Source organism: Microbacterium sp. CFBP 13617, assembly GCF_014839445.1.
Classification (GTDB): Bacteria; Actinomycetota; Actinomycetes; order Actinomycetales; family Microbacteriaceae; genus Microbacterium.
The window spans coordinates 894,863-919,718 of sequence record NZ_JACYNW010000001.1; the positions used below are offsets into that span (position 1 = coordinate 894,863).

Annotated in this window: 21 protein-coding genes and 1 pseudogene; 14 read left to right on the forward strand and 8 right to left on the reverse strand. The window is 72.1% G+C overall.

Annotation, left to right across the window (positions count from 1 at the left end; translation table 11 throughout):
• Positions 1-19: 19 nt before the first annotated feature.
• From IFU40_RS03980 to IFU40_RS03990, 3 genes are all read right to left on the reverse strand, one after another.
• A complete protein-coding gene (locus tag IFU40_RS03980; RefSeq protein WP_191925450.1) occupies positions 20-1,024 on the reverse strand; it encodes a sugar phosphate isomerase/epimerase family protein in 1,005 nt (334 codons plus the stop codon).
• The gene (locus IFU40_RS03985; protein WP_249404031.1) at positions 1,021-2,256 is read right to left on the reverse strand and encodes a Gfo/Idh/MocA family protein; all 1,236 of its coding nucleotides are present in this window, start codon (positions 2,254-2,256) and stop codon (positions 1,021-1,023) included. The genes IFU40_RS03980 and IFU40_RS03985 overlap by 4 nt, the downstream gene beginning before the upstream one ends.
• A 76-nt stretch (positions 2,257-2,332) precedes the next feature.
• Positions 2,333-3,382, reverse strand: coding sequence for a substrate-binding domain-containing protein (locus IFU40_RS03990; protein WP_055832878.1), 1,050 nt, complete (start codon positions 3,380-3,382; stop codon positions 2,333-2,335).
• A 302-nt stretch (positions 3,383-3,684) separates the two neighbouring features.
• Between IFU40_RS03990 and IFU40_RS03995 the strand changes: the two genes are divergently transcribed.
• The 3 genes from IFU40_RS03995 to IFU40_RS04005 all read left to right on the forward strand — a co-directional run bounded on the left by IFU40_RS03995 (position 3,685) and on the right by IFU40_RS04005 (position 7,489).
• Positions 3,685-5,160: a sugar ABC transporter ATP-binding protein gene (locus tag IFU40_RS03995; RefSeq protein ID WP_055832879.1), complete on the forward strand. Its 1,476-nt coding sequence runs from the start codon at positions 3,685-3,687 to the stop codon at positions 5,158-5,160.
• On the forward strand, positions 5,157-6,206 hold the full coding sequence (locus IFU40_RS04000; protein WP_070409174.1) for an ABC transporter permease: 1,050 nt from the start codon (positions 5,157-5,159) through the stop codon (positions 6,204-6,206). Before IFU40_RS03995 ends, IFU40_RS04000 begins: the two co-directional genes overlap by 4 nt.
• A gap of 101 nt (positions 6,207-6,307) precedes the next feature.
• Positions 6,308-7,489, forward strand: coding sequence for an ROK family transcriptional regulator (locus tag IFU40_RS04005; protein ID WP_070409175.1), 1,182 nt, complete (start codon positions 6,308-6,310; stop codon positions 7,487-7,489).
• 51 nt (positions 7,490-7,540) lie between these two features.
• Here the strand turns inward: IFU40_RS04005 and IFU40_RS04010 are convergent, their stop codons facing one another.
• Positions 7,541-8,449: a LysR family transcriptional regulator gene (locus IFU40_RS04010; protein ID WP_191925451.1), complete on the reverse strand. Its 909-nt coding sequence runs from the start codon at positions 8,447-8,449 to the stop codon at positions 7,541-7,543.
• A 71-nt stretch (positions 8,450-8,520) separates the two neighbouring features.
• On the opposite strand from IFU40_RS04010, the gene IFU40_RS04015 reads away from it, so the two are divergent.
• The 5 genes from IFU40_RS04015 (at position 8,521) to IFU40_RS04035 (ending at position 12,735) form a co-directional block, all read left to right on the forward strand.
• Positions 8,521-9,471 (forward strand): DMT family transporter, encoded by a 951-nt coding sequence (locus tag IFU40_RS04015; protein WP_191925452.1) that lies wholly within the window; start codon positions 8,521-8,523, stop codon positions 9,469-9,471.
• Between the two features lie 9 nt (positions 9,472-9,480).
• Positions 9,481-10,530, forward strand: coding sequence for a lipoate--protein ligase family protein (locus IFU40_RS04020; RefSeq protein WP_191925453.1), 1,050 nt, complete (start codon positions 9,481-9,483; stop codon positions 10,528-10,530).
• The gene (locus IFU40_RS04025) at positions 10,527-11,486 is read left to right on the forward strand and encodes a DNA-methyltransferase (RefSeq protein WP_342343470.1); all 960 of its coding nucleotides are present in this window, start codon (positions 10,527-10,529) and stop codon (positions 11,484-11,486) included. Before IFU40_RS04020 ends, IFU40_RS04025 begins: the two co-directional genes overlap by 4 nt.
• A gap of 237 nt (positions 11,487-11,723) precedes the next feature.
• Positions 11,724-12,032: a DUF2470 domain-containing protein gene (locus IFU40_RS04030; RefSeq protein ID WP_055832886.1), complete on the forward strand. Its 309-nt coding sequence runs from the start codon at positions 11,724-11,726 to the stop codon at positions 12,030-12,032.
• A gap of 49 nt (positions 12,033-12,081) precedes the next feature.
• Positions 12,082-12,735: a biliverdin-producing heme oxygenase gene (locus tag IFU40_RS04035; protein ID WP_191925454.1), complete on the forward strand. Its 654-nt coding sequence runs from the start codon at positions 12,082-12,084 to the stop codon at positions 12,733-12,735.
• Here the strand turns inward: IFU40_RS04035 and IFU40_RS04040 are convergent.
• Complete coding sequence (locus IFU40_RS04040; protein WP_191925455.1) at positions 12,723-13,724, reverse strand: WxL protein peptidoglycan domain-containing protein; 1,002 nt, start codon at positions 13,722-13,724, stop codon at positions 12,723-12,725. The two genes, IFU40_RS04035 and IFU40_RS04040, sit on opposite strands and share 13 nt — an antisense overlap.
• A gap of 62 nt (positions 13,725-13,786) precedes the next feature.
• Positions 13,787-15,610, reverse strand: a complete 1,824-nt coding sequence (locus IFU40_RS04045; RefSeq protein ID WP_191925456.1) for a hypothetical protein — start codon at positions 15,608-15,610, stop codon at positions 13,787-13,789.
• Between the two features lie 145 nt (positions 15,611-15,755).
• Here IFU40_RS04045 and IFU40_RS04050 point away from each other — a divergent pair, with 145 nt between their 5' ends.
• The 6 genes from IFU40_RS04050 (at position 15,756) to IFU40_RS04075 (ending at position 22,246) form a co-directional block, all read left to right on the forward strand.
• Positions 15,756-16,853: a heme/hemin ABC transporter substrate-binding protein gene (locus IFU40_RS04050; protein ID WP_191925457.1), complete on the forward strand. Its 1,098-nt coding sequence runs from the start codon at positions 15,756-15,758 to the stop codon at positions 16,851-16,853.
• The gene (locus tag IFU40_RS04055) at positions 16,850-17,977 is read left to right on the forward strand and encodes a FecCD family ABC transporter permease (protein ID WP_446724817.1); all 1,128 of its coding nucleotides are present in this window, start codon (positions 16,850-16,852) and stop codon (positions 17,975-17,977) included. The genes IFU40_RS04050 and IFU40_RS04055 overlap by 4 nt, the downstream gene beginning before the upstream one ends.
• Positions 17,974-18,780: a heme ABC transporter ATP-binding protein gene (locus IFU40_RS04060; RefSeq protein WP_191925458.1), complete on the forward strand. Its 807-nt coding sequence runs from the start codon at positions 17,974-17,976 to the stop codon at positions 18,778-18,780. Before IFU40_RS04055 ends, IFU40_RS04060 begins: the two co-directional genes overlap by 4 nt.
• Positions 18,777-19,943: a hypothetical protein gene (locus tag IFU40_RS04065; protein WP_191925459.1), complete on the forward strand. Its 1,167-nt coding sequence runs from the start codon at positions 18,777-18,779 to the stop codon at positions 19,941-19,943. The genes IFU40_RS04060 and IFU40_RS04065 overlap by 4 nt, the downstream gene beginning before the upstream one ends.
• A gap of 5 nt (positions 19,944-19,948) precedes the next feature.
• Complete coding sequence (locus IFU40_RS04070) at positions 19,949-21,160, forward strand: hypothetical protein (RefSeq protein WP_191925460.1); 1,212 nt, start codon at positions 19,949-19,951, stop codon at positions 21,158-21,160.
• A gap of 102 nt (positions 21,161-21,262) precedes the next feature.
• On the forward strand, positions 21,263-22,246 hold the full coding sequence (locus IFU40_RS04075) for an LLM class F420-dependent oxidoreductase (RefSeq protein WP_055832894.1): 984 nt from the start codon (positions 21,263-21,265) through the stop codon (positions 22,244-22,246).
• Positions 22,247-22,335: 89 nt separating this feature from the next.
• On the opposite strand, the pseudogene IFU40_RS04080 reads toward IFU40_RS04075, so the two are convergent.
• Both IFU40_RS04080 and IFU40_RS04085 read right to left on the reverse strand, forming a co-directional pair.
• Positions 22,336-23,801: pseudogene (locus tag IFU40_RS04080) on the reverse strand (carboxylesterase/lipase family protein).
• Positions 23,802-23,805: 4 nt separating this feature from the next.
• Complete coding sequence (locus tag IFU40_RS04085) at positions 23,806-24,795, reverse strand: squalene cyclase (RefSeq protein WP_191925461.1); 990 nt, start codon at positions 24,793-24,795, stop codon at positions 23,806-23,808.
• Positions 24,796-24,856 lie beyond the last annotated feature (61 nt).

Consider the following 24,856-nt stretch of genomic DNA (forward strand, 5'->3'; position numbering starts at 1 on the left):
CCGAATGCCCCCTCGGGTCTCAGTGCTGGCTGAACGCCGCGTCGAATGCCTCACCCGACGGTTCGTACGACGACAGTCGTCGCACGAATCCGAGCGCTTCGGGTGCGCCGACGAGCCGGTCCATGCCGGCGTCCTCCCACTCGACCGACAGCGGTCCGTCGTAGCCGATCGCGTTCAGCATGCGGAACGCGTCTTCCCACGGCACGTCGCCGTGACCGGTCGAGATGAAGTCCCACCCGCGCCGCGGATCGGCCCACGGCAGGTGCGACGACAGTCGGCCGTTCCGACCGTTGGTCAGACGCTTCTTCGTGTCCTTGCAGTGCACGTGGATGATCTTGTCCTGGAAGTCCCACAGGAACGCGACCGGGTCGATGTCCTGCCACACCATGTGCGAGGGGTCCCAGTTCAGGCCGAATGCCTCGCGGTGGCCGATGGCCTCGAGCGCCCGCTTCGTCGTCCAGTAGTCGTATGCGATCTCGGACGGATGCACCTCGTGGGCGAAGCGCACGCCCACCTCGTCGAACACGTCGAGGATGGGGTTCCACCGGTCGGCGAAGTCCCGGTACCCGGCCTCGACCATCTCCTCGGTGGCCGGCGGGAACATCGCGACGTACTTCCAGATGCTCGACCCGGTGAAGCCGGTGACGGTCTTCACCCCCAGCTTGGATGCCAGGCGCGCGGTGTTCTTCAGCTCCTCGGCGGCGCGCTGACGCACGCCCTCGGGGTCGCCGTCGCCCCAGACGCGGTCCGACACGATGTCACGGTGGCGCTGGTCGATGGGGTCGTCGCACACGACCTGGCCCTTGAGGTGGTTCGAGATCGTCCAGACCTTCAGGCCGTTGCGCTCGAGCACGTCGAGCTTGCCCTGGACGTACTCCTCGTCGTCCCAGCGCCATGGGTCGAGGTGATCGCCCCAGCAGGCGATCTCGAGGCCGTCGTACCCCCACTCGCCGGCGAGGCGGGCCACCTCCTCGAAGGGCAGATCGGCCCACTGGCCGGTGAAGAGTGTGATCGGTCGCGTCATCGCGTCAGTCCTCTCGTCGATTCAGGATGCCGCGAACGCGCGGCTGTCGGAGGCGGGGCGCTCGCCCGGTCCACGCCGGTCCAGACGCCGTCGGCGCCGGAGCTCTGCGTGACGGCGTCGAGCACCCGCTGCACGTGCAGGCCGTCGGCGAAGGAGGGGCGGGGATCGCGGCCGTCGGCGACGGCTTCGACGAAGTCCTTCGCCTGGTGCGTGAACCCGTGCTCGTACCCGAGCATGTGACCGGTCGGCCACCACGCCCGCATATAGGGGTGCTCGGGTTCGGTGACGAGGATGCGGCGGAAGCCCTGTTCGGAGGCCGGCAGGGTGGCGTCGTAGAACTGCAGCTCGTTGGGGCTCTCGAGGTCGAACGAGAGCGCGCCGTCGCTGCCCGAGATCTCGACGCGCAGGGCGTTCTTGCGGCCGAGGCGGAAGCGCGACGCCTCGAACGAGGCGAGGGCGCCGTTCTCGAGACGCCCGGTGAACAGGGCGAGGTCATCGACGGTGACGGGTCCGCGGTCCGCGCCCGCGGTGCCCGACAGTCCCGACGACGCGGCGAGCACCGGGCGCTCCGAGACGATCGTCTCGAGGACTCCCGCCACGCGGGTGAGGTGCTGACCGGTGATGTACTCGGTGAGGTCGACGGCGTGGGCGCCGATGTCGCCCAGGGCGCCGGAGCCGGCCCGGTCCTTCTGCAGGCGCCAGGTGAGCGGCGCGTCGGCGTCGCTGAGCCAGTCCTGCAGGTACTCGGCGCGCACCTGGCGGATCGTGCCCAAGCGACCCGCGGCGACGAGGTCGCGCGCGAAGGTGGTGGCCGGCAGGCGTCGGTAGGTGAACCCCACCATCGAACGGATGCCGCGGGTGGCGGCGTCGTCGGCGGCCGCGGCCATGCGGCGGGCTTCGTCGACGGTGTTGGCGAGGGGCTTCTCGCACAGGACGTGCTTTCCGGCAGCCAGGGCGGCGAGGGCGATCTCGGCGTGGGAGTCGCCCGGGGTGACGATGTCGACGACGTCGATGTCGGGGCGTTCGACGATCTCGCGCCAGTCGGTGGAGCTCTCGTTCCAGCCCCAGGTGTCGGCGGCATCCCGGGTGCGTGCGGCGTCGCGACCGACGAGCACGCTCATCTCGGGGGCGAGGGGGAGGTCGAAGAAGCGGGGGGCCACGCGCCACCCTTGGGAGTGCGCGGCACCCATGAATCCGGCGCCGATCATGGCGATGCGGAGGGGCGAGGTCATGATCGCGGCCTTTCGATGGGGGAAGGGGAGGGGGCGCCCGCGTCGATCGCAGACGCCCCCGTGGTGGTTCGATCGATCAGGACTCGAAGGACAGGTCGATGTACGAGTCCACGTTGTCCTTCGTCACCACCGGCGCGTCGAGCACGATGCGGTTGGGGACGCTCGGCGTGATCAGGTCGCCGGCGGTCTTGCCCTGCGCGATCAGGCGGGCCAGGGCGATGCCGTCGGCCGCCTGGGTCGAGGGGTAGATCACCGTCGCCTGCAGCGGGGTGTCCCCGGCCTGGATGGCCTCCATGGCGTTGCGGCTGCCCGCGCCGCCGACCATGAAGAACTCGTCGCGACCGGCCGCCGTGATGGCGGCGAGGACGCCGATGCCCTGGTCGTCGTCGTGGTTCCAGATGGCGTCGATCTTCGGGTTGGCCGACAGCAGCTGCGAGGTCGAGGCCTCGCCACCGGCCACCGTGAAGTCGGCCGCGACGCGCGGGCCGACGTCGAGACCGCAGTCCGCCAGGGCGTCCTTGAACCCGGCCGAGCGGTCCTGCGTGAGCGGCAGCGAGTCGATGCCGGCGATCTCGGCGACGACGGCGTCGCTCTGGCCGCTCAGCTGCTCGCAGATGTAGGTGCCGGCGCTGACGCCCATGCCGTAGTTGTCGCCGAGCACGGTCGAGCGGGCGGCGAAGGGGCTCGAGAACTCCCGGTCGACGTTGACGACCGGGATGCCGGCCTCCATCGCGCGGGTGGCGACCTCGGTGAGGGCGGCTCCGTCGCTCGGCAGCAGCACGATGGCATCCACCTTGTTGTTGATGAAGGTCTCGACCGCGGCGATCTGCGCGTTCACGTCGTTGGTGCCCTCGGCGACCTGCAGGTCGACGTCGGGGAAGCTCTCGGCGGCGGCGAGCGCACCGGAGTTGATGGCGCCGAGCCAGCCGTGGTCGGCGGCGGGGCCGGAGAAGCCGATGGTGACGGTGTCACCGCTGGCGGCGTTCTCTTCGGTGGTGGTGCCCTGGTCGACGACGTTCTGGTTGTCGCCGCTCGAACCGGTGCAGCCGGCCAGCAGCCCGATGGCCGCGACGAAGGCGGTTCCCGTCAGGATGAGGCGGGAGCGCGAAGTCAGCTGTGAGCGCATGTCTTTCCTCCTTGAATGTGATGCGGCAGGTGCCAATGCGGCCCCGATCCGAGGAGGAGTCCACTTTGACGGGGCTCACGCTAGCAGAATGGTTCTTCGAATAGTCAACTTTTGTTTGAGCCTCGTCAAAAGCGAAATGCGCGGGCCGAGCGCCGCAATCCCGGGGCCATACGATTCATCACCGCGGCGGATGCGCTGCCGTCGGCGCGGATCGAACGCCTCTCGCGTCCGGCGTGTGACCGTGTTATGTTCGCCGCGTGATCAAAGTTGACCATGAACAGTCATTACTCGTCGCCCGGGGCGTGACCAAGTCGTTCGGGGGCGTCCAGGCCCTGCGCGGCGTCGATCTCGACATCGTCCCCGGCGAAGTGCACTGCGTGCTGGGGCAGAACGGCGCCGGCAAGTCGACGCTGATCAAGACGCTCGCCGGCGTGCACCGTCCCGACGGGGGAGAACTCGTGTGGCGAGGCGAGACCGTCGAGATCGCCGACCCCGACGCGGCCATCGAGTTGGGCATCGCCACGATGTACCAGGAACTCGACGTCGTCGACGGGCTCACCATCGCCGAGAACGTCTTCCTCGGGCACGAGCTCTCGCGCGGCGGTTTCACCCATCGCTCCGAGGCCGCCCGGCGCACCACCGAACTGCTGAGGCGCCTGGGGCACGCGAACCTGTCGCCGCACACCGAGGTGGGAAGCCTCAGCGCCGCGAACAAGCAGATCGTGAGCATGGCGCGGGCGCTGTCGCACGACATCCGGCTCATCATCATGGACGAGCCCTCGGCCGTCCTCGACACCGAAGAGGTGAAGAACCTGTTCGCGGTCGTGCGCGAGCTCACCGCGGAGGGCATCGCCGTGGTCTACATCACGCACCGGCTCGAGGAGATCCGCGAGATCGGCGACCGCATCACGGTCCTGAAGGACGGACGCACCACGGCCGTGGGTCTCGCGGCCGCCGACACCCCCACCGCCGAACTCATCCGCCTGATGACGGGCCGCGACATCGCCAACGTCTTCCCCGAGCGGGCGCCGATCGAACCCGACGCCCCCGTCGTGCTGGACGTCCAGGGACTCGCTCTGGCCGGGGTCTTCTCCGACGTGTCGTTCTCGGTGCGCGCGGGCGAGGTCGTGGGTCTCGCCGGCCTCGTGGGCTCGGGGCGCTCCGAGATCCTCGAGACGGTCTACGGGGCGCGCAAGTCCTCGGCCGGACGCGTGGCCGTGCGCGATGCGGTGCTGCCCCGCGGATCGGTGCGCGCCGCGGTCGGTGCGGGCATGGGACTGTCCCCCGAGGAGCGCAAGAGCCAGGGGCTCGTGCTCGACGAGCCGATCTTCGTCAACATCGCGCTCGCCTCGATGAAGCGGTTCGCGAAGGGCGGGTTCCTCGACGACCGCTCCGCCCGCCGCGTCGCACGCGAGCAGATCGACGCCTTCGAACTGCGTCCCGCCGACCCCGATCGCCCCGCCCGCACCCTGTCGGGCGGCAACCAGCAGAAGATCCTGCTCGCGCGGTGGCTCGTGCACGGCACGACCGTGCTGCTGCTCGACGAGCCCACCCGCGGTGTCGACGTCGGTGCCCGCGCCGAGATCTACACGCTCATCCGCGACCTCGCCGCCGCCGGCAACGCGGTCGTCATCGTCTCGAGCGAGATCGAGGAGGTGCTCGGCCTCGCCGACACCGTGCTCGTCGTCGCCGACGGTCGGATCCTCGACACCCTCCCCTCCCACCAGATCGACGAGCACGGCGTGCTCGATCTCGTCATGAAAGGATCCGCCGCGTGAGCGAGCCGACCACCCCGACCCGTGCACGCACGGTCCCCGCCGAAGCGGGACTCTCCCCGTCGGCCACCTCGACCCCGGCGTGGCGGCGCATCCTGTCCGGTTCCGCCGGGCGCAACATCGGACTCGTCATCGCGCTGCTGGTGATGTTCGTCGTCGGAGCGATCACCGCGCCGGGCACGTTCCTCACCGTCGACAACGTCTTCGTGATCCTGCGTCAGGCCTCGATCACCGGGGTGATCGCGGTGGCGATGACCCTCGTGATCATCGCCGGGGGCATCGACCTCTCGGTCGGCTCGGTCACCGGGCTGGCCTCGGTGGTCGGCACCCTCGCCGTCGTGCAGGACCTCGCCGACTCGATGCACTGGATCGTCTTCGTGCTCTTCGCGCTCGCGGTGGGTGCGGTGGCGGGCCTCATCAACGGCATCGTCATCGCTTACGGGAACGTGGTCGCCTTCATGGCCACCCTGGCCATGCTCGTCGGCGCCCGCGGGTTGGCCGAGATCCTCGCCGAGCGGCGCACCCTCGTGGTGCAGGACCGCGGGTTCATCACCTTCATGAACGCCGACATCCTCGGGGTGAACATGCTCATCTGGATCTTCGCGATCGTCGCCGTGCTCGGGTGGGTGCTGCTCAACCGCACGACGTTCGGGCGTCGCACCGTCGCCATCGGCGGCAACCGCGAGGCCGCGCGACTGGCCGGCATCGACGTGCGGCGTCACGTCATGTGGCTCTACGTGCTCGTCGGGCTCGCGTCGGGCATCGCCGGCGTCATGTTCCTGGGCCGGACGACGGCGGGCAGCTCGACCAACGGGCAATTGCTCGAACTCGACGTCATCGCCGCGGTCGTGGTCGGCGGCACCCTGCTCGTGGGTGGTCGGGGAACGATCACCGGCACGGTGTTCGGGGTGCTGATCTTCGCGACGCTGACCAACGTGTTCATCCAGAACAACCTGTCGTCGTCGGTCCAGGCCGTTGCGAAAGGTGTCATCATCGTCGTCGCGGTCCTTCTGCAGCAGCGCTTCTCCCGCCCGCCGGGTCGGGGCTGAGGCGCGACTCCTGTCGACGGTGACTGCGCTTTCCGTGCAGTCGCCGTCGGCTCGCGGATCGTGTCGATAGCAAGTGATGGTGTACTGAGGGCGTGAAGCGGATGAGCACAGATGCGGTGCAGACGGCCAACGGTGCCGGTCAGCTCTTCCAGTTGCTGCGTGATGGGATCCCGCGCACCCGGGCCGAGTTGGCGAAGACCACGGGTCTCGCGCGATCCACCGTCGCCGTCCGCGTCGACGAGCTCATGCGCATGGGACTGATCACCCCCGTGGCCGATGCCGTGTCGACCGGCGGGCGCCCGCCGTCGCAGTTCGCGATCAACCCGGCCGCCAAGGTCGTCGTCGCCGCCGACCTCGGCGCCTCGCACGCGACCGTCGCGATCGTCGATCTCGCCGGCACCGTGCTCGCCGAGACGAGCGCGTCCCTCGACATCTCCCTCGGGCCCGAGCCCGTGCTGACGTGGCTCGTCGACGGAGCGCGCGAACTGCTCGCCTCGGTGGAACGCACCGTCGACGACGTGGCCGCGATGGGCATCGGCGTTCCCGGGCCCGTCGAGCACTCGACCGGTCAGCCGGTGAACCCGCCGATCATGCCCGGATGGGACCACTTCGACATCCCCGCGTGGATCTTCGAGCACATGCCGGTTCCCGTACTCGTCGACAACGACGTGAACATCATGGCGCTCGGCGAGCGCGGGCTCGCCTGGCCGGGGGTCGACCACCTCATGTTCGTCAAGATCGCCACCGGTATCGGCACCGGCATCATCTCCGACGGCCGCCTGCAGCGCGGCGCGCAGGGCATCGCCGGCGACATCGGGCACGTGCAGGTCGCGCGCGGCGCCGACATCCCGTGCCAGTGCGGCAATCGCGGATGCCTCGAGGCCCTGGCATCCGGTCCCGCCATCGCCCGCGCTCTGCGCGCGCAGGGCATCGAGGCGCACACGGGCTCCGACGTGGTCGACCTCGTCAAGCGCGGCAACATCGACGCGATCCAGGCGGTGCGCCAGGCCGGCCGCGACATCGGCGAGGTGCTCACGACCTGCGTCAGCCTGATGAACCCCTCGGTCATCGCCGTCGGCGGGTCGATGGCGCGCGTGGGCGAGCACCTCATCGCGGGGGTGCGCGAAGTGGTCTATTCGCGCTCGACGCCGCTGGCGACGGAGTACCTCTCGATCGTGCAGTCGGTCGCCGCCGAGCACGCCGGTGTGCGGGGGGCGAGCATGCTGGCCATCGAGCACGCGCTCTCGCCCGAGTCGTTCACCGCCGCGTTCCTTCCCGCCTGAGGCGGGCCCGACAGCGGACGACGGGTGCCGCCGAACTCGTCGCGCGGCGTCTCAGCCCGCGGCGGCCGTCGCCCGTTCCGCCACCGTGCGCAGTGCGCGCAGCACGTCCCGCACCGCGGCGTGGGCGAGGGCATCCGGGCGGGCAAGGGCGTCGACGTATCGCACGAGCTCGAGGTCGGCGAGGGGGCGCAGCACGAGTCCGTCGACGGCGAGGGGGAGCGCGGTCGTGCGGGGGAGCACGGCGATCGCCGCGCCCGTGCGCACCACCTCGGCCGTCACCGAGAACTCGTTGATGCGATGGGCGATGCGCAGCGGCCGACCGACGTGCGCCGCGAGGTGGTCGAGCACCCCGGCGAGCGGGAACCCCGGGTGCACCGACACCCACGTCTCCTCGACCAGATCGACCGCTCGCAGGCGATCGCGCGCGGCGAGGGGATGCGCCTCGGGCAGAGCGATGTCGAGGGGCTCGGCGAGCAGCGCCGTGGCGACGACGCGGTCGCGCGGCCAGGGCGCATCGTGGGCGAGGCGGTGCGCGATGACGAGGTCGTGGTCGGCGGTGAGGCCCGGGAAGTCGCGATGGGCGACGTCGGCATCGGCGAGCTGCAGGGGCGGGGTGCCGTCGAGCTCGCGCAGCAGCGGACCGAACAGGGCCAGCCCCGCACTGTGGAAGGCCGAGACCCGCACCGGGCGATCAGCGGCGTCGAGGAATGCTCCGACCGCCTCGCGCGCGGCCGTGAGCGCCTCATCGACCCGGGTGCCCGCGGCGGCGAGGGCCTCGCCCGCGGGGGTGAGGGTGAGCACGCGCCCCCGGCGCACGGTCAACGGCACCGGGGCGTGGGCCTGCAGGGTCGCGAGCTGCTGCGACACCGCCGAGGCCGAGATGTGCAGGGCGGCGGCGACGGCGGCCACGCTGCCCCGATCGCCGAGTTCGCGCAGCAGGCGCAGGTGAGCGGCATCCATAAGTCACAACTTACGTGACGGTGAAGACACTGGCCGTTGTTCTTCCGAGTGGGCGCGACGACGCTGGAGACATGACCCGCCGCCCCGCCGAGATCGCCGTCGACGTGTTGCTGCTCGCCGTGGCGGCGGTGTGGGGGGCCAGCTTCCTCTCGGCCAAAGCACTCACCGACGAGGTGGGCGTCGCCCCCGCCGTGGCGCTGCGCTTCGTCGTGGCCGCGGTGGCGCTGGGGGCGATCTGCCTCGCGCGGCGCGAGCGGATGCCGCGGGGTCGGGGCCTCGCCGTCGCCGCCCTGCTCGGCTGCTCGCAGGCGGCGGTCATCGGCCTCGAGACCGCGGGCGTGCACCTGACCTCGGCGACCAACGCGGGAGTGCTCATCAGCCTGGCCCTCGTCTTCACCCCCGTGCTCGAGAGCCTCGCGGCCAGGTCGTGGCTGCCGCGGTCGTACTTCGTCGCGGCGGTGGCCGCGGTGGTGGGGGTGGCGCTGCTCGTGTCGGGGGGAGGCCTGCGCGCCCCGGCGATCGGCGACGCCCTCGTGATCGCGGCCGCCGTCGTGCGGGCGGTGCACGTCACCGCCAGCGCGCGCCTCACCCGCGGACGCTCCGACAGCTCCCTCGCCGTTGTGTTCGTGCAACTCGTCGTGTGCGCCGTGACCTCGTCAGCGGTGGCCGGCGCCGACCTGCCCCCGGCGGTCGGACGGCTCACGGCATCCGGATGGGCCCACGTGCTGTTCCTCGGCCTGATGTGCTCGGTGTTCGCCTTCGTCGTGCAGCTGTGGGCCGTGCGCCGCACCTCGGCGACGCGCGCGAGCATCCTCATGGGCACCGAGCCGGTGTGGGCGCTGGCGGTGGGGGTGGCGATCGGGGGAGAGGCGGTGGGGCTCCCCGGCCTCGCGGGCGCCGCGCTCGTGATCGCCGCGTCGTACGCGGGTCAGGCCATCGAGCGCCGACACCGCCGTGCGCTCGCCGAGCGGGAGCCCCGGGCGATGGACGGCCCCGTGCTCGTCGCGCCGCCGTCGCCGTAGGCTGAGAGCATGCACGGCGAGTACAAGGTCCCCGGCGGGAAGCTGGTCGTCGTCGACCTCGAGGAGCGCGAGGGCCGCATCCACGGCTTCCACCTCGCGGGCGACTTCTTCCTCGAGCCCGACGACGCCCTCGACGACATCGACGCGGCCGTCACCGGTCTGCCGGTGGAGTCCGACGTCCCCACGATCGCGGCGGCGATCCGCGCCGCGCTGCCCGAGGGGGCGCAGCTGCTCGGCTTCACCCCCGAGTCGGTCGCCACGGCCATCCGCCGCGCCCTCGTCACCGCCCCCGGCTGGGCCGACTTCGAGTGGGAGGTCGTACACGACGCCCCCGTCTCGCCGCGCATGAACCTCGCCCTCGACGAGGTGCTCACCACCCGGGTGGGCGCGGGGCTGCGCACACCCACGCTGCGCCTGTGGGAGTGGAACGAGAGCGCCGTCGTCATCGGCTCGTTCCAGTCGCTGCGCAACGAGGTCGACCCCGCCGGCGCCGAGAAGCACGGCTTCGACGTCGTGCGTCGCATCTCGGGCGGCGGCGCCATGCTGATGGCCGCGAACTCGATCGTGACGTACTCGCTGTACGTGCCGGCCTCCCTCGTCTCGGGCATGACCTTCGCCGACTCGTACGCGTTCCTCGACGACTGGGTGCTGCAGGCGCTGCGCTCGCTGGGCATCGACGCGGTGTACCAGCCGCTCAACGACATCGCCGGGCCCCACGGCAAGATCGGCGGGGCCGCGCAGAAGCGCCTCGCCAACGGCGGGGTGCTGCACCACGCGACCCTCAGCTACGACATGGACGGTCAGGTGCTCACCGAGGTGCTGCGCATCGGCCGCGAGAAGCTCAGCGACAAGGGCACGGTCTCGGCCGCCAAGCGCGTCGACCCGCTGCGCAGCCAGACGGGCCTGCCGCGCGACGAGGTCATCGAGCGTTTCATCCAGACGTTCACGACCCTCTACGGCGCGACCCCCGGTCACATCACCGACGAGGAGTACGCCGAGGCCGAGGCGCTCGTGCAGTCGAAGTTCGCCACCGACGCGTGGCTGCAGCGCGTCCCGTGAGCGCCCCGATCCCCACCGACGCCCCCGAGCCGGGCGGCGTCGAGATCCACCACGCCGACAACCTGGCCGTCACTCCGGGCTACCCCGACGGCTCCTTCGCCCTGGTCTACCTCGACCCGCCCTTCAACACCGGGCGCACGCGCTCCAAAGCGGTCGAGTCGGCGACGCGCAAGGCCCCGGTCGACGAGACCCCGGATGCCGAGAAGCCCGAGGCGGCGGCATCGGTCGACGACCCGAACATGCTCGTGTTCCCCGAAGAGGAGCCGCCGCCGCCCCCCGTGGTGCAGCGCGGCTTCCACGGGCGCGAGTACGCGCGGTTGCGCGGTGACCTGCGCACCTACGACGACCGGTTTGACGACTACTGGGGCTTCCTCGAACCCCGGTTGGTGGAGGCCTGGCGCCTGCTGGCCGACGACGGCACGCTGTACCTGCACCTCGACTACCGCGAGGTGCACTACGCCAAGGTCATGTGCGACGCGCTGTTCGGGCGCGACAGGTTCCTCAACGAGTTGATCTGGGCCTACGACTACGGCGCGAAGACCAAGCGCCGCTGGCCCACGAAGCACGAGACGATCCTGGTCTACGTGAAGAACCCGCAGCGGTACTTCTTCGACTCCGACGCCGTCGACCGTGAGCCGTACATGGCCCCCGGGCTGGTGACGGCCGAGAAGGCCGCCCGCGGCAAGATGCCCACCGACGTCTGGTGGCACACGATCGTGCCGACGACGGGACGCGAGAAGACCGGGTACCCGACGCAGAAGCCCGAGGGCGTCCTGCGCCGCATGGTGCAGGCGTCGAGCCGCCCCGGCGACCGCGTGCTCGACATGTTCGCCGGCAGCGGCACCCTCGGCGCCGTCGCCGCCCCCCTCGGGCGCGACGCGGTGCTCATCGACGACAATGCCGACGCGGTGGCCGTGATGCGAAAGCGTCTGCCCCACGCCTCCGTGCGCGGCTGAGGCGCGAGGGCGCCGACGGCGCCGCCCGTGGGGAGCGTTCTCGCCTGTCGTTCGTGGTGGGGTGTGCTGGGGAAGCGGGGCGTGTTTCGTGCACTGGGGCGTTTGGTGACCGCCCCGGCGCACGTTTTGCGCCCCGATGTCTGGGAGCGAGACCTGCAATCGTGGAATGTCGACCCGCCGGGGGCGGGGACGACGCGACCTTCTGCGTGCGGGAGGGTGCCAAGTTAGGCTTGCCTAATGACGCACGAATTTGACCCCGACACCCGTCGCGCCGTCCTCGCGCACATGAACGCCGACCACCTCGACGACAACGTGTTGATCGTCCGCGCGTTCGGACCGCACCCGGTGGTGTCGGCCGCGGTCATGACCGGATTCGACGGCGACGGCGGCGACTGGGACGTCACCTCCGACGAGGGGGCGACGTCGTCGGTGCGGATTCCGTGGCCGGCGGGGTCGATCACCGAGCGCCGGGAGGTGCGCCGTGAGGTGGTGGCCCTGTACGACGCGGCCTGCGCGCGACTGGGCCTGACGCCACGCCCCCACTGATCGGAAAATGGAGGTTAGGTGAACCTAACTTCCTGCGTATGATGGCCCCATGAGCGACCTCATCTCCTTCTCCACGGCTCTTCGTGAGCGCTCGCGCAGCGCCCACTCCACGAGCGAGCACGCCGGGTTCATGAACGACCTGATGAGCGGTGCCGGCACGCGGGAGGACTACGTCGCCCTCGTCGTGCAGCACTGGTTCATCTACGAGGCGCTCGAGGAGGCCACCGATCGCATGCGCCGCGACCCCGTGGCATCCGTGTTCCTCAGCGACAAGCTCACGCGCCTCCCCGCCCTCGAGGCCGACCTCGCGTTCCTGCTCGGGGCCGACTGGCGCGAGAGCATCACGCCGCTGCCCACCACGCAGGCGTACGTCTCGCGCATCCGCCGGGTCGCGGCCACCTGGCCCGGCGGCTTCGTCGCGCACCACTACACGCGCTACCTCGGCGACCTGTCGGGGGGCCAGTTCATCGGTCGCCTCATGCAGCGTCGCTTCGGCTTCGACACCAACGGGATCGGGTTCTACCTCTTCGGCGACATCGCCGACCCGGAGGCCTTCAAGAGCGTCTACCGCGAGCAGCTCGACGCCGCCCCCTGGGACGACGACGAGAAGGAGCGCGTCATCGCCGAGGTGCTCGTCGCCTACCGCTTCAACACCGAGCTGTTCGTCGACCTGGCGCGGGCCAAGGCCGCTCAGACCGCCTGAGCGTCCGCGGCGGGGCGACCCGCGTCGCGGCGGCGCATCGAGCGTCGCACGACCAGGGCGATCGCGACGGCCGCACCCGCGACGAGGGCGATCAGGCCGTACAGGCTCCACGGCACGGCCGGGATCGCGAAGTCGGTGACCACCTCGCTCACGGCTCCGGCCCCGAGTCCGACGCCCGCGGGGGCGATCGTCAGCGTGCCGGTGATCCAGCCGAGCGAGAAGGCCGGCATCTCGCGCTCCATGTCGATCGTGGAGGCGGGGATGATCTCGGTCACCTGCGTCGGCGTCGTCGTCGTCGACAGCACCCCGGCCAGGCCCGAGGTGGTGACCGTCTCGAGGCCCGTCAGCCGGGTGTTCCCGGTGTTCTCGAGCGAGTACCGCACGATCAGGCGGCCCGAATCGAAGGGGTTCCACGAGCCCTCGTAGCTCGCGGTCACGCCCGTCACCGCGGCGGCGGGGGTGAGCTCCCCGGCGACGCGCAGGTTGATGCGGGTGCCGAGGCGGCGGTCCACCGACAGCGTGCTCGATGCGTCCTGGCTCGTCAGCGACGTGACGATCCCGGCAGCGTGGTCGCCGGGGCGTGCGTCGGCGGGCACGGTGATCGTGAACGCGACGTCGGCGGACTCGCCCGGTGCGAGCTGCAGGGCCGTCGGGGGCACGGCGACCCACGTGCCGGCGCCGAGCGAGGGTGCCCCGTCGACGAGCACGTCGATCTCGCCGCTCGGCGCGGTGAACGCGTCGGCCGCGTAGACGGCCAGGGGCAGCGGCTCGGTGCCGGTGTTGACGACGACCATGGTGTCGGTCACGACCGCGCCGGGCTCGACGTCGTACGAGAAGTTGGCGCGTCCGGTGCCGTTGGCGTTGTCGGCGGTCTGCACGCTCCACGCCACACCGCCGTCGGCCGCCGCGGCGGGGAGCGGCAGGGTCGACAGTCCGAGGACGAGGGTGCCGGCGAGGGCGAGGACGCGAAGGGAGGGCGAGGCGGTCACGGTGTCTTCCGGGTCGATGGGAAAGGGGGCCCCGGCCGAAGCCGGGACCCCCGGGGAGTGTCTTACTGCAGGGCGGTGATGGTGAGCTTGCTGGTGTAGTCGCCCGCGGGGGTGGTGCCCGGGATGACCAGCGAGAGGTCGGCGCCCACGGTCGCGCTGACGGCCGAGGTCGACGAGGCCAGCACGCGCGAGGCGCCCAGGCCCGTGCCGCCCAGTCGCGTCGAGGTCACCTCGGCGCCACCGGCGACGCTGCTGCCCGCGGAGACCACCTTGGGCTTCCACCCCAGCAGTCCGCCCGAGAACGACCCGCCCGACGACGACGCGAAGTCGCCGACCTGGCCCGAGATGCTCCAGGTGTAGGGCGACGAGCCCCCGGCGCGCGTGTCGGTCACGACGAGGTTGGTGAGCGATCCGGATGCCACGAAGTTCGCGCCGTCCTGCACGGCGGTGCCGAGGTTGGCGGGCGAGGTGCCCTCGAACGCCCAGCCGAACGAACCGGTGGGGCTCTCGACCCACGCCGGAACCTCGACGATGACGTCGGACGACGAGGCGAAGGTGACGGGGGTGGCGGTCTCGAAGGGCGCGTACACCGCGCCGCTGCCGGCGTAGGTGTAGATGCCGAACGTGCCCGCGGCGAGGTTCTGCGCCTCGGTGGTCGTCAGGGCCAGGTCGACCGAGAAGGTGCCGTCGGCGTTCAGCTCGACGGCGCCGCCGTTCGCGCCGCCGATGGTCGCCATGCTCGCGGCGGGGACGGCCCACTTCTGGGCGATCACCGAGCGCGCCGACGAGGCGGCTCCGGCCGAGGGCTTCCACGTGTCGGCGAACTTGCCGAAGACGACGTAGGTGCCGCTGAACTGCCCGGCCAGCGGCGGGCGCGTGCCGTTGGTGGCGGTGCCCGAGGGCAGGAACCCGCTCCCGCTGACGGTGACGGTCTCACCCTGGGCGAGGCCGGAGGTCTTCGACACGGTGACCGTGGGGGTCGCCGCGACCGGGGCTGCCGTGTAGGCGACCGACAGGGCGCTGGCGGGCTTGCGCGCGTCGGCGGCGCCTCCCGAGGAGTACCAGTACGGTCCCTGGCCGGTCTTGCCCTGGAAGTCGACGAACGTCTGCGGGAACGCGCCGGAGTTCGCCCCACCGGTGACCTGGGCGACCGAACCCTCGGGCACGGTGATCGTGCGGCCGAGGTAGTCGGGGGTGACGGTGAAGCCGGTGGGGGTCACGTCGACACCGGTGAGCGTGGCGACGACCACGTTCGTCGCCGGGGTCAGGGTCTCGAACTTGTCGGGGTCGTCCATCGAGGTGCCGTAGCCGCCGAGCGTGGCGGTGACGGTGCCGGTGCCGTCGGAGGCGACGGTGAGCTTCGGGTCGGTGATCCACGAGCGGGTCATGCCCGAGTAGTAGGCCGAGGTGAACGAGCCGGTCCACTGGATGACCGCCGTGTTGGCGTCGACGTCGACCGTGCCGGTTCCGCCGGTGATCTCGGCGATGTGTCCGGAGTTCAGGCCGTTGCCGGTCGTGATGGTCGTGCCGGCGGCATCCGTTCGCAGTCCCGCGAAGGTGGCGGTGGCATAGCTGCCGTCGGACTGGCGCTTCAGGATCTTCGTGTTGCCGTCGCTCTGCTTCCAGTTCGACGAGGTCACGCGGTCGGCAGCCGAGGTGGCGGTCACGATGCCGGCCGAGAGCAGGTTCACCGTGCCGGGGGCGAAGGCGGCGGCGTTCGACTCGGCGTTGATGCCCCAGCGGAACACGGCGTCGTCGATGCTCGTCTCGGCGGCGTGCGCGGGGGCGGCGACGAGGGCGCCCCCCAGGGCGAGTGCGGTGGTGGCGAGGGTCGCTGCCGAGAGGCGTGCGAACCGGTGCCTGCGCGTGGAGGAGTCCACGGTCATTCCCTTCTCTGTCCCCGGTGCGGCCCGACGGCGTGCGTCGATGCACCCGAGGGTGGGTGCGAGAGGACAGGTTAGCCTTACCTAAGCAGAAGGCGCGCGGCGGGGCAATGTTAAGGATAGGCTCACCTTACTTGGAGGTCTTTTCATGACTCGTCGAACGACCCGCGCCCTCGCCACGCTCGCCCTGGCGATGGTGGTCACCCTCGCCGTGACGGCGTGCGACGCCGCCGGATCGGCGCACGGCGGCGAGGCCGTCGCGACGCCGCCGCTGGCCGAAGTGACGCCGCTCGGCGACCCGCTCGCGTGGGAGGGCCCGTCGACCGCGGTCGCCGCCTCCGCCCCCATCGACCCCGTCACCGACGGTGTCCAGACGCTGCCGGCGACGGTCACCGACGCGCAGGGCACCGCCGTCACCGTCACCGACGCCACGCGCATCCTCACGCTCGACATCTACGGCTCGCTCTCGCGCATCGTGTTCGAACTCGGTCTCGGCGACCACGTCGTCGCGCGCGACGTGTCCAGCGCCTTCCCCGAGGCGGCGCACCTGCCCGTGGTCACCGAGAACGGGCACGACCTCAACGCCGAGGCGATCCTCGACGCCGCCCCCACCGTCATCCTCACCGACTCGAGCCTCGGGCCGTGGGACACGATCCTGCAGATGAGGGATGCCGGCATCCCCGTCGTGGTCGTGGACTCCCACCGCTCGCTCGACTCGATCGGCTCGCTCATCACGCAGGTGGGAACCGCGCTGGGCGTCCCCGAGCGCGCGGCGGCCCTCGCCGCCCGCAGCACCGCCGATGTCGAGGCCAAGATCGCCCAGATCGCGGCGGTGGCACCGGCCGACCCCGCCCGCAAGCTCCGCATGATGTTCCTCTACGTGCGCGGGCAGTCGGGCGTCTACTACCTCTTCGGCGAGGAGTCCGGCGCCGACAGTCTGATCGAGGCGCTCGGCGGAATCGACGTCGCCGGCGAGATCGGGTGGACGGGGATGCGGCCCATCACCGACGAGGCGCTCGTCGACGCCAATCCCGACCTGCTCATCATGATGACGAAGGGCCTCGAGTCGGTCGACGGCGTCGACGGGCTCGTCGAGCATCTGCCCGCCGTCGCGCAGACCGACGCCGGGCGCCACCGCCGCATCGTCGACATGTCCGACACCACCGTGCTGAGCTTCGGCCCCGCCGCCGCCGACGTACTCGACGCGCTCGCCGTGGCCGTGTACGCGCCGGAGGCCGCGGGGTGAGCGCGGGCGTCGTCCCGCGCGAGCGGGTGCGGGTCGCCGCGCCCGCGGCGCGGTCCCGCCTGCGGATCCCCGCGGTCTTCGGCGCGATGTCCGCGGCGCTGGTGGTCCTCGTCGTCGTCTCGGCGGGCAGCGGTCAGCTCTCGATCCCACCCGACCAGGTGCTCGGCGCCTTCGCGCGTGCCTGGAACGACGGTGTGCGCGCGGTCGGGCTGGATGCGCTCGCGGTGGCCCCGGGGGCGGCGATCGCGCACGTCAACGGCGAGGCGACGCTGTGGCTCATCCGCATGCCCCGCCTGATCATGGCGGTGCTCGTCGGGGCCACGCTCGCCGCCGCCGGTGTGGTCATGCAGGGCGTCTTCCGAAACCCCCTGGCGGAGCCCGGCGTCATCGGCATCTCGTCGGGAGCGGCGGTGGGGGCCTCGGCATCCATCGTCTTCGGGCTGACGTTCCTCGGACCGCTCACCCTTCCGGTGCTCGCCTTCGCGGGCGGACTGGTCGCGATCGTCATCGTGTACGCCTCCGCCCGCGCCGACGGGCGCACCGAGGTCGTCACGCTCGTGCTCACCGGCATCGCCGTCAACGCCGTCGGGGGAGCCGCGATCGCCCTGTTCACCTACCTCGGGTCGACGCAGCAGCGGGAGCAGATCGTGTTCTGGCAGCTCGGGTCGCTGAACGGCACCCGCTGGGACGACCTGGCGATCGTGGCGCCGATCGCCGCGGTGGGGATCACCGCGTGCCTGTTCCTGGCGGGCAGCCTCGACCTGCTCGCCCTCGGCGAGCGTCAGGCCGAGCATCTCGGTGTGCGCGTCGAGCGGCTGCGCGTCGTCGCCATCGTCGTGATCGCGCTGCTCACGTGCGCGGCCGTCGCCTTCTGCGGGATCATCGGTTTCGTCGGCCTCGTCGTGCCGCACCTCATGCGCATGGTGCTCGGCCCCGGGCACCGGCTGCTGCTCCCCGCCAGCGCGCTCGGCGGGTCGGTGCTGCTCGTGGCGGGCGACCTCGTCGCGCGCACCGCCGTACCGGGGTCCGAGCTGCCGATCGGCATGCTCACCGCCCTCATCGGCGGCCCCTTCTTCTTCTGGCTGCTGCGGCGCGCGCGTCGCCGATCGGGAGGATGGGGATGACGCCGGTGCTGCGCGCGCGCGGAGTGTCGGTCGAGGTGGGCGGACGCCGGGTCCTCGACGGCGTCCACCTCGATCTCTCGGCGGGCGAGCTGCTCGCGCTGGTCGGACCGAACGGCGCGGGCAAATCGACGCTGCTGTCGGTGCTGGCGGGAGACCGGGCGCCGGTGGAGGGCTCCGTCGAGCTCGACGGAGCGACGCTCGACGCCTGGCCGGTCGCCGAGCGCGCGCGGCGACGGTCGGTGCTCACGCAGAGCAACGAGGTGTCGTTCCCCTTCGCCGTCCACGACGTGGTGCGGATGGGACGGGCACCCTGGCGCCGGCATCCCTCGGCCTCGCGGGACGACGCCGCGGTGGCCGAGGCGATGGCCGCCGGCGAGGTCGAGGCATTCGCCGAACGGCCCGTCACCGCGCTCTCGGGCGGCGAGCGCGCCCGCACGGCCTTCGCCCGCTCCTTCGCCCAGGAGTGCGCGATCGCGCTGCTCGACGAGCCCACCGCGAGCCTCGACATCCGCCATCAGCACCGGGTGCTCGCGCGCACGCGCGAGCGGGTGGATGCCGGGGGAGCCGCCGTCGTGGTGCTGCACGATCTGGGACTCGCCGCCGCCTACGCCGACCGCATCGCCCTGCTCGACGACGGTCGCGTCGTCGCCGCCGGGCCGCCGCGCGAGGTGCTCGATCCCGCCCTGCTCACGCGGGTGTATCGGCATCCGATCGACGTCATCGACGGACCTCGCGGCACGCTGCTGGTCGTCGTCGCCCCCTCCCTCGCCCCTCCCCCCGAGCCCGGAGAACGCATCGCATGAAGAACCTCACCCGCTCCTTCGTCGCCGTCGCGACCGCGCTGGTCGTGGCGGCGAGCGTCGTCACCGTCACCGACGCCCCCGCGTGGGCCGCCGGATCCGTGTCGGTCACCGGCCCCTCCGGCTCGGCCTCGGTCGATGCGGACTACGCGACCGAGGTGACGGTGTGGGGGTCGGGCTTCCAGTCGATCCCGAACGGCTTCGGCGGCATCTACGTGCTCTTCGGCTGGGTCGACGACGCCGGCGGCGGGTCGTGGCGACCGAGCGCGGGCGGTGTCGTCGGCGAGGACTACCGATACGTCCCCGACGCGGAGTCCGCCGAGAACAACGGGTATCAGCGGTTCCTCGCCTTCCCCGGCAGCCAGACCGAGAGCTCCGCGAACGGGACGCTCGGCGCCGACGGGTCGTGGTCCATCGGCATGGTCATCCCGGGGGCGGTGTTCGAGAGTCAGGATCGCGAGGGGCGCATCAGCGAGGTGGACTGCCGGCGTGTCACGTGCGGCATCATCACCATCGGAGCGCACGGCGTGAAGAACGCCAACAACGAGACCTTCACCCCGCTGTCCTTCCAGGCGGCGGCCCCCGCCGAATCGACCCCCGCCGAATCGGCACCCGCCGGGTCGGCGCCGGCGGCGGCGGGAGCGGTGCGCGTCGGCGTCGAGGCGGGGAGCGTCGTCGCCGGCTCCTCGATCGTCTTCACGGGGCAGGGGTTCACCCCCGGGGAGCAGATCGTCGCCGCCCTCGACGGCGGGCTCACGGCCGTGGGGCCGTTGACCGCCGGAACGCAGGGCGAGGTGGCCGCCGCCCTCCCGGTTCCGCGCGACATCCGCGACGGGACACACCTGATCACGCTGCGCGGGGCGGGCTCCGGCGGTGTCGCCGAGGCGGAGGTGAGCGTGACGGGGGGAACGAGCGCGACCGTCGCCGAGACGACGCCGGTCGTTCCGACCTGGGCGATCGTGGTGCTGCTGGCGTGCATCGTGCTATCGATGGCGCTGGTGGTCACGAGCGTCATCACCGCCCTCGTGCGCGCTCGCGCGCGCCGTCGGGCCCGCCGCGCGGCTCGGGTCGCGCCCGCGGGGGCGTCTGCCCCGCCCGCGGGCTCGGGTGCGCCCGCGGCGTCGCCGACCGAACCCCTGCCTCTCTCGGCGGGAGCACCCCGATGAGGTCGATGACGATGCTGCGGGCGGGGATCGCCGTCGCGGTGGCTCTCGTGGCGGGCGTCCCCCTGTCGGCGGCGGCCGCGGGCCCGGGCGACGTGATCGTCACGGTGCCGGGGCCGCCGGGATCGGGCGGGGGCGACGGCGCGATCTCGAGCGCGCAACTGCGGTGGGGGCTGAACGCCGAGTCGGGCGGGGGAGCCTTCGCGGGCGGATGCAACTTCCTCAGCGCCGGACGCGCGGGCGACGCGGGGGGATCCCGGGTGTGGACGCGCGACGACGGGCTCTACCGCGCGCAGGAGGGGGCGGTGCGCGTCGAGAAGCCCACCGCCGACGGCGGGTTCGCCACCGCGTCGTGGGAGACGAAGTGCCTCGACCCGACGGGAGCCGCCGTGACGGTGTCGTCGACCTCGAGCACGACGGGCAATCAGGTCGTCATCGAGGGCGGAACCGGACAACGCCGCGACGGAGCGCTCGACATCCGGTGGTCGGGGTCGTTCACCGTGGCCTTCTACGGCGGCATGACGTACTGGAGTGTGACCGACCCTCGGCTCACGCTCGACGCCTCGGGCGCGGGCCGGTTGGTCGCGACGGCGAGCGGGTTCGGCACGTCGATGGACGATGTCACGGTGTGGAATCCGATCGCCGAGCAAGAGGTGGTGCTCGCCGACATCCGCTCCGCCGACGTGGGTGCCGACCGGGGCTTCTCGGTCACGCCCGAGTTCCGGGGAGTGGTGAGCGTCGGAGCCGGCCAGGTGGCCCGCTCGGGGATCAACGAGGCCTACTGGGGATCGTTCCCGCAGTCGTTCGTCGACTTCCACCGGCAGACGGGGCAGCAGGGATACTGGCTCACCACCGGGGGAGTCCGGGATGCCGCGAAGCCGGCGTCGCCGGTCACGGTGAGCTACGACGCCACCGCGCCCGTCGCGACTCCGCCCTCGAGCGGGGGCGCCGGAGGGGTCGCCGGGGCGGCGCCCGAGAACCTGCTGCGCCGCGCACCGGCGAGCATCCCCGCCGCCGCGTCCGCGGCCTCGTTCCTCGCGATGAACGCTCCGTTGACCACCCAGCCGCAGGCGGCCGGTCTCGTGCCGCCCGCGCGGGGCGGTCTGCCGCCCGTGGTGGCGCCGTTGCTCGGGGCCGCCGCGGCCCTGGGGATCGCGATCGTCGCCGTGCTGAGCATGATGGGCGGCCTCCCCTGGCAGCAGCGCCGGGTCGGGCTCTGAGGCTCCGGCCGTCGGGGTCCGGCTCGCGGCGCCTCGCATCGGGGTGCGGCGGGACCCGGCCGGGGGGTGCGCGATGTCGGCGGCCACGCCTAGGGTGAGCGCATGGAATTCGGCATCTTCGTTCCGCAGGGCTGGCGCTTCGATCTGGTGGGCATCGACCCCGCCGAGCACTGGCGGGTGATGAACTCGCTCGCGCAGAGCGCCGACGACGGGCCCTGGGCGTCGCTGTGGGTCTACGACCACTTCCACACCACCCCGGTGCCCAGCGCCGAGGCGACCCACGAGGCCTGGACGCTCATGGCCGCCTTCGCCGCGGCGACCGACCGCGTGCGCCTCGGTCAGATGTGCACGTGCATGGGCTACCGCAATCCCGCGTACCTCGCCAAGGTCGCCGCCACCGTCGACATCATCTCGGGAGGTCGCGCCGAGATGGGCATCGGCGGCGGCTGGTACGAGCACGAATGGCGCGCCTACGGCTACGGCTTCCCGCCCATCGCCGAGCGTCTCGGGCGCCTGCGCGAGGGCGTCGAGATCATGCACCAGGCGTGGACCACCGGTGAAGCCACCCTGTCGGGCAAGTACTACGAGGTCGACGGCGCGATCGTGCAGCCGCGTCCGCTGCAGCCGGGCGGCATTCCGCTGTGGATCGCCGGCGGTGGCGAGAAGGTCACGCTCAAGATCGCGGCGAAGTACGCCTCGTACACGAATTTCGGCGGCTCGCTCGACGAGTTCGACCACAAGTCCGAGGTCCTGCGCGGGCACTGCGAGGCGCTCGGTCGCGATGCCGGCGAGATCACCCGCTCGACCAACTTCAACACGATCGTCGCCGCGACCGAGGCCGAGGCGAACGACCGTCTCGCGGCGGTCGTCGCGCGGCTGCGCCCGCACGTGGGAGACGAGCGGGCCGACGCCATCGAGGCCGACTACCGCTCCTCCGACGGCTTCGGCACCCCCGAGCAGATCGTCGAGCGGTTGCGCGAACGCGCCGCCCACGGCCTCGGCTACGCGATCCACTACTTCCCCGAGGCGGCGTACGACACCTCGGGCATCTCGCTGTTCGAGCGCGCGGTCATCCCGCACCTCTGAGCCGGCGGCAGGCCCTGGGCGGGTCGAGCGCGGCCTCGCATCGCCCCGAGTGACGCGTCGCGACCCCGCACCTCCGGGTGAGCGGGACGTCAGACCAGCGGAGCCACCTCGGCGTAGGCGTCGAGCTCGACGGGTGGGACGGCTGCCGGAGCGTCGAACACGCGCGCGCGTCGCGACGCGGCATCCCAGGCCGGCCACCCGGGATCGCCGTCGCGCACCAACGAGATCGCGGCGCCGTGCAGCTGGGTGGCCAGGTCGGAGGGCGGTGCGATCCCGGCGATGGTCGTGACCCCGTCGGCGTCGAGGTGGTCGAACCAGAACGGGACGTCGAGGCAGTGGCAGGCGACCCCGAGCTTCGGCGACGGCGACCGCCAGGCGAAGCGGTACACCCACGTGGCCGCACCGCTCCGCGCTCGCGCGACACGGAGCACCGTCGCGCGGATCACCCGATCCGACGCGTAGCCGCCGAGCACCGCCGCGGCCCCGCGCCGCCGTGTGCGCCCGAGATACTCCCGACGCCTCGAACGGCCGAGCCCCAGGACGGCCAGGGCGAACGGCACCGGGACGAGGCGCAGCAGGCGACGGAACCTCGCGGTCAGCATGGTGAACTCGTCGTCGGTCGATCCGATCAGGAGCGGCACGTCGGCGGCCACCCCGTCGGCGAGGGCGTCGAGCGGATGCCGCGGCACCAGGTCGCCGTCGATCACCGGGCCGATCGGCAGCCCGTCGTCGAGTAGTGCGACGAGCGAGGCGAGGGCCCGCCCGCGCTCGGGCTTGCCGGCGACCTTCTGCAGAGCGACCAGACGTTCTTCCGCCACCGACGCGAAGCCCTCCCGGCCGGCCGCGACGCCCGCGAGCGCGGCGACACGGGCGGCGAAGCGCCGCGCGGTCTCTGCGGGCACCGCCCCGATCGCGGGCGACAGTGCCATCGCTCCGTGGAAGAGCCCGGATGCCGCGGGGCTCGTCATCAGCGCGAGAACCGACCCCCCGCCCGCCGACTGCCCCGCCACGGTCACGCGTGAGGGGTCGCCCCCGAACGCGCGGATCTCGTCGCGCACCCACTCGAGGGCGGCGATCTGATCGCGCAGGCCCCGGTTCGCGGGAGCGCCCTCGATGAGCCCGTACCCGTCGAATCCGATGCGGTACGAGATCACGACCGTGACGACCCCGCCCCGCTCGCGAACGCGTCGCCGTCGTACCAGCGACTGGCGGGAGACCCCGAGGTGTAGCCCCCGCCGTGGATCCACACGAGCACGGGGAGGGCGGCATCCGGGGTCGCGTCGACCGGAGCGAAGACGTTGACGTTCAGCGTGGCGTCTCCGGGCACGCTCGGCTCGGGGATGAGGGTGATGCCCGCGTCGCCGCGCTGGGCGGTGGGGCCGTACGCCGTCGCGTCGCGTTCGCCCTCCCAGGGCTCGACCGGGGTCGGCGCGGCGAAGCGCAGGGTCCCGACGGGCGCCTGGGCGAACGGGATGCCGAGGAACACGGCGGTGATCCCGCGTCGGAACCCGCGCACCGCCCCTCTCGAGGTCACGGCGAGGGGAGCGGCATCCATCCCCTCATCCTGCCGCGTCGCGCCCGTCCCCCGCACGCGAGGTGCCCGAAGCCCCGTCCCACCACCGCAGCACGCGCAGCGCGAAGAACGTCAGCCACCGTGACGGCTCGCCGGCGGGCACGTCGACGGGGAACCACTCCCGGCCCTCGGGCGGGTACGCCTGATGCCAGGTGCCGTCGGGGTCGCGCGAGGCCCGCACCCGGTCGATCGCGTCGGTGAGACGCGGGTCGGGGTCGTCACCGTCGTGCAGCGCCGCGGCGCGGAAGTGGTCGAGCGCGCGCAGCGCGCTGTAGCGGAAACGGAAGGGATAGCCCAGGTGATGCGCCCAGACGTGCCGCTCGCCGGTGGACAGGCGGTGGAGCAGACGCCGTTCGAGCAGGTACTCCTCGGCCGCCTTGCGCGCGGCGTGCAGCTCGCGCGTTCCGCCGGTGCGCCACTCGTCGTCGAGGATGCCGATGACGGAGTTGATCGTCGAGTGGAACGATGACCGGGTCGACCCCTCGACCCACTCGCAGTTCCACCCGCCGTCGGGCAGCCGGTGGGCGACGAACCAGGTCCGGATGCCGTCGACGTCGGCTCCCAGCCACGCTCCGCTCGCGAGCGTGAACGCGTTGATGCACGCATCGACCTCGCCGTGCCAGAAAGGACGGTCCTCGTACTCCCAGCGGGCGTTGCGCTCCAGGAGGCCGGCGGTGTCGGGGCGCAGGGCCGTGGCATCCACGCCCCATTCGCGCAGGCTCATGAGCGACCACGACGTAGCCGTCCACGGCTGCGGCTCCTCTCCGGTGAAGTCCGCCGGGAAGTGCGCGCCACCGGCCCAGAGCCCGTCGTCGCCCTGGGCGGCGAGCAGGCGTGCGCCGAACCCCTCGTGCGCGACGCGGGCGCGGGTGGCCCGCCATCGCTCCTCGGGTGCGTCGAGCAGATCGCGCTCGACCTTCCATCGCAGGCTCGGGTCGCTGTCGGCCAGCCAGGCGCGCACGTCGTCGTCGTTCATGGTCCCTCCCGGTTGTCGGCAGGGTACGCCCGCGCCCCGGGGTGAGTACAGGCCCCTGCCA

What these genes read in the sequence shown, in the direction of transcription:
- IFU40_RS03980 (WP_191925450.1), bottom strand. Translation starts at nt 1,024, where the DNA reads ATGACGCGACCGATCACACTCTTCACCGGCCAGTGGGCCGATCTGCCC.
- IFU40_RS03985 (WP_249404031.1), bottom strand. Translation starts at nt 2,256, where the DNA reads ATGACCTCGCCCCTCCGCATCGCCATGATCGGCGCCGGATTCATGGGT.
- IFU40_RS03990 (WP_055832878.1), bottom strand. Translation starts at nt 3,382, where the DNA reads ATGCGCTCACAGCTGACTTCGCGCTCCCGCCTCATCCTGACGGGAACC.
- IFU40_RS04005 (WP_070409175.1), top strand. Translation starts at nt 6,308, where the DNA reads ATGAGCACAGATGCGGTGCAGACGGCCAACGGTGCCGGTCAGCTCTTC.
- IFU40_RS04010 (WP_191925451.1), bottom strand. Translation starts at nt 8,449, where the DNA reads ATGGATGCCGCTCACCTGCGCCTGCTGCGCGAACTCGGCGATCGGGGC.
- IFU40_RS04015 (WP_191925452.1), top strand. Translation starts at nt 8,521, where the DNA reads ATGACCCGCCGCCCCGCCGAGATCGCCGTCGACGTGTTGCTGCTCGCC.
- IFU40_RS04020 (WP_191925453.1), top strand. Translation starts at nt 9,481, where the DNA reads ATGCACGGCGAGTACAAGGTCCCCGGCGGGAAGCTGGTCGTCGTCGAC.
- IFU40_RS04030 (WP_055832886.1), top strand. Translation starts at nt 11,724, where the DNA reads ATGACGCACGAATTTGACCCCGACACCCGTCGCGCCGTCCTCGCGCAC.
- IFU40_RS04035 (WP_191925454.1), top strand. Translation starts at nt 12,082, where the DNA reads ATGAGCGACCTCATCTCCTTCTCCACGGCTCTTCGTGAGCGCTCGCGC.
- IFU40_RS04045 (WP_191925456.1), bottom strand. Translation starts at nt 15,610, where the DNA reads ATGACCGTGGACTCCTCCACGCGCAGGCACCGGTTCGCACGCCTCTCG.
- IFU40_RS04050 (WP_191925457.1), top strand. Translation starts at nt 15,756, where the DNA reads ATGACTCGTCGAACGACCCGCGCCCTCGCCACGCTCGCCCTGGCGATG.
- IFU40_RS04060 (WP_191925458.1), top strand. Translation starts at nt 17,974, where the DNA reads ATGACGCCGGTGCTGCGCGCGCGCGGAGTGTCGGTCGAGGTGGGCGGA.
- IFU40_RS04065 (WP_191925459.1), top strand. Translation starts at nt 18,777, where the DNA reads ATGAAGAACCTCACCCGCTCCTTCGTCGCCGTCGCGACCGCGCTGGTC.
- IFU40_RS04070 (WP_191925460.1), top strand. Translation starts at nt 19,949, where the DNA reads ATGACGATGCTGCGGGCGGGGATCGCCGTCGCGGTGGCTCTCGTGGCG.
- IFU40_RS04075 (WP_055832894.1), top strand. Translation starts at nt 21,263, where the DNA reads ATGGAATTCGGCATCTTCGTTCCGCAGGGCTGGCGCTTCGATCTGGTG.
- IFU40_RS04085 (WP_191925461.1), bottom strand. Translation starts at nt 24,795, where the DNA reads ATGAACGACGACGACGTGCGCGCCTGGCTGGCCGACAGCGACCCGAGC.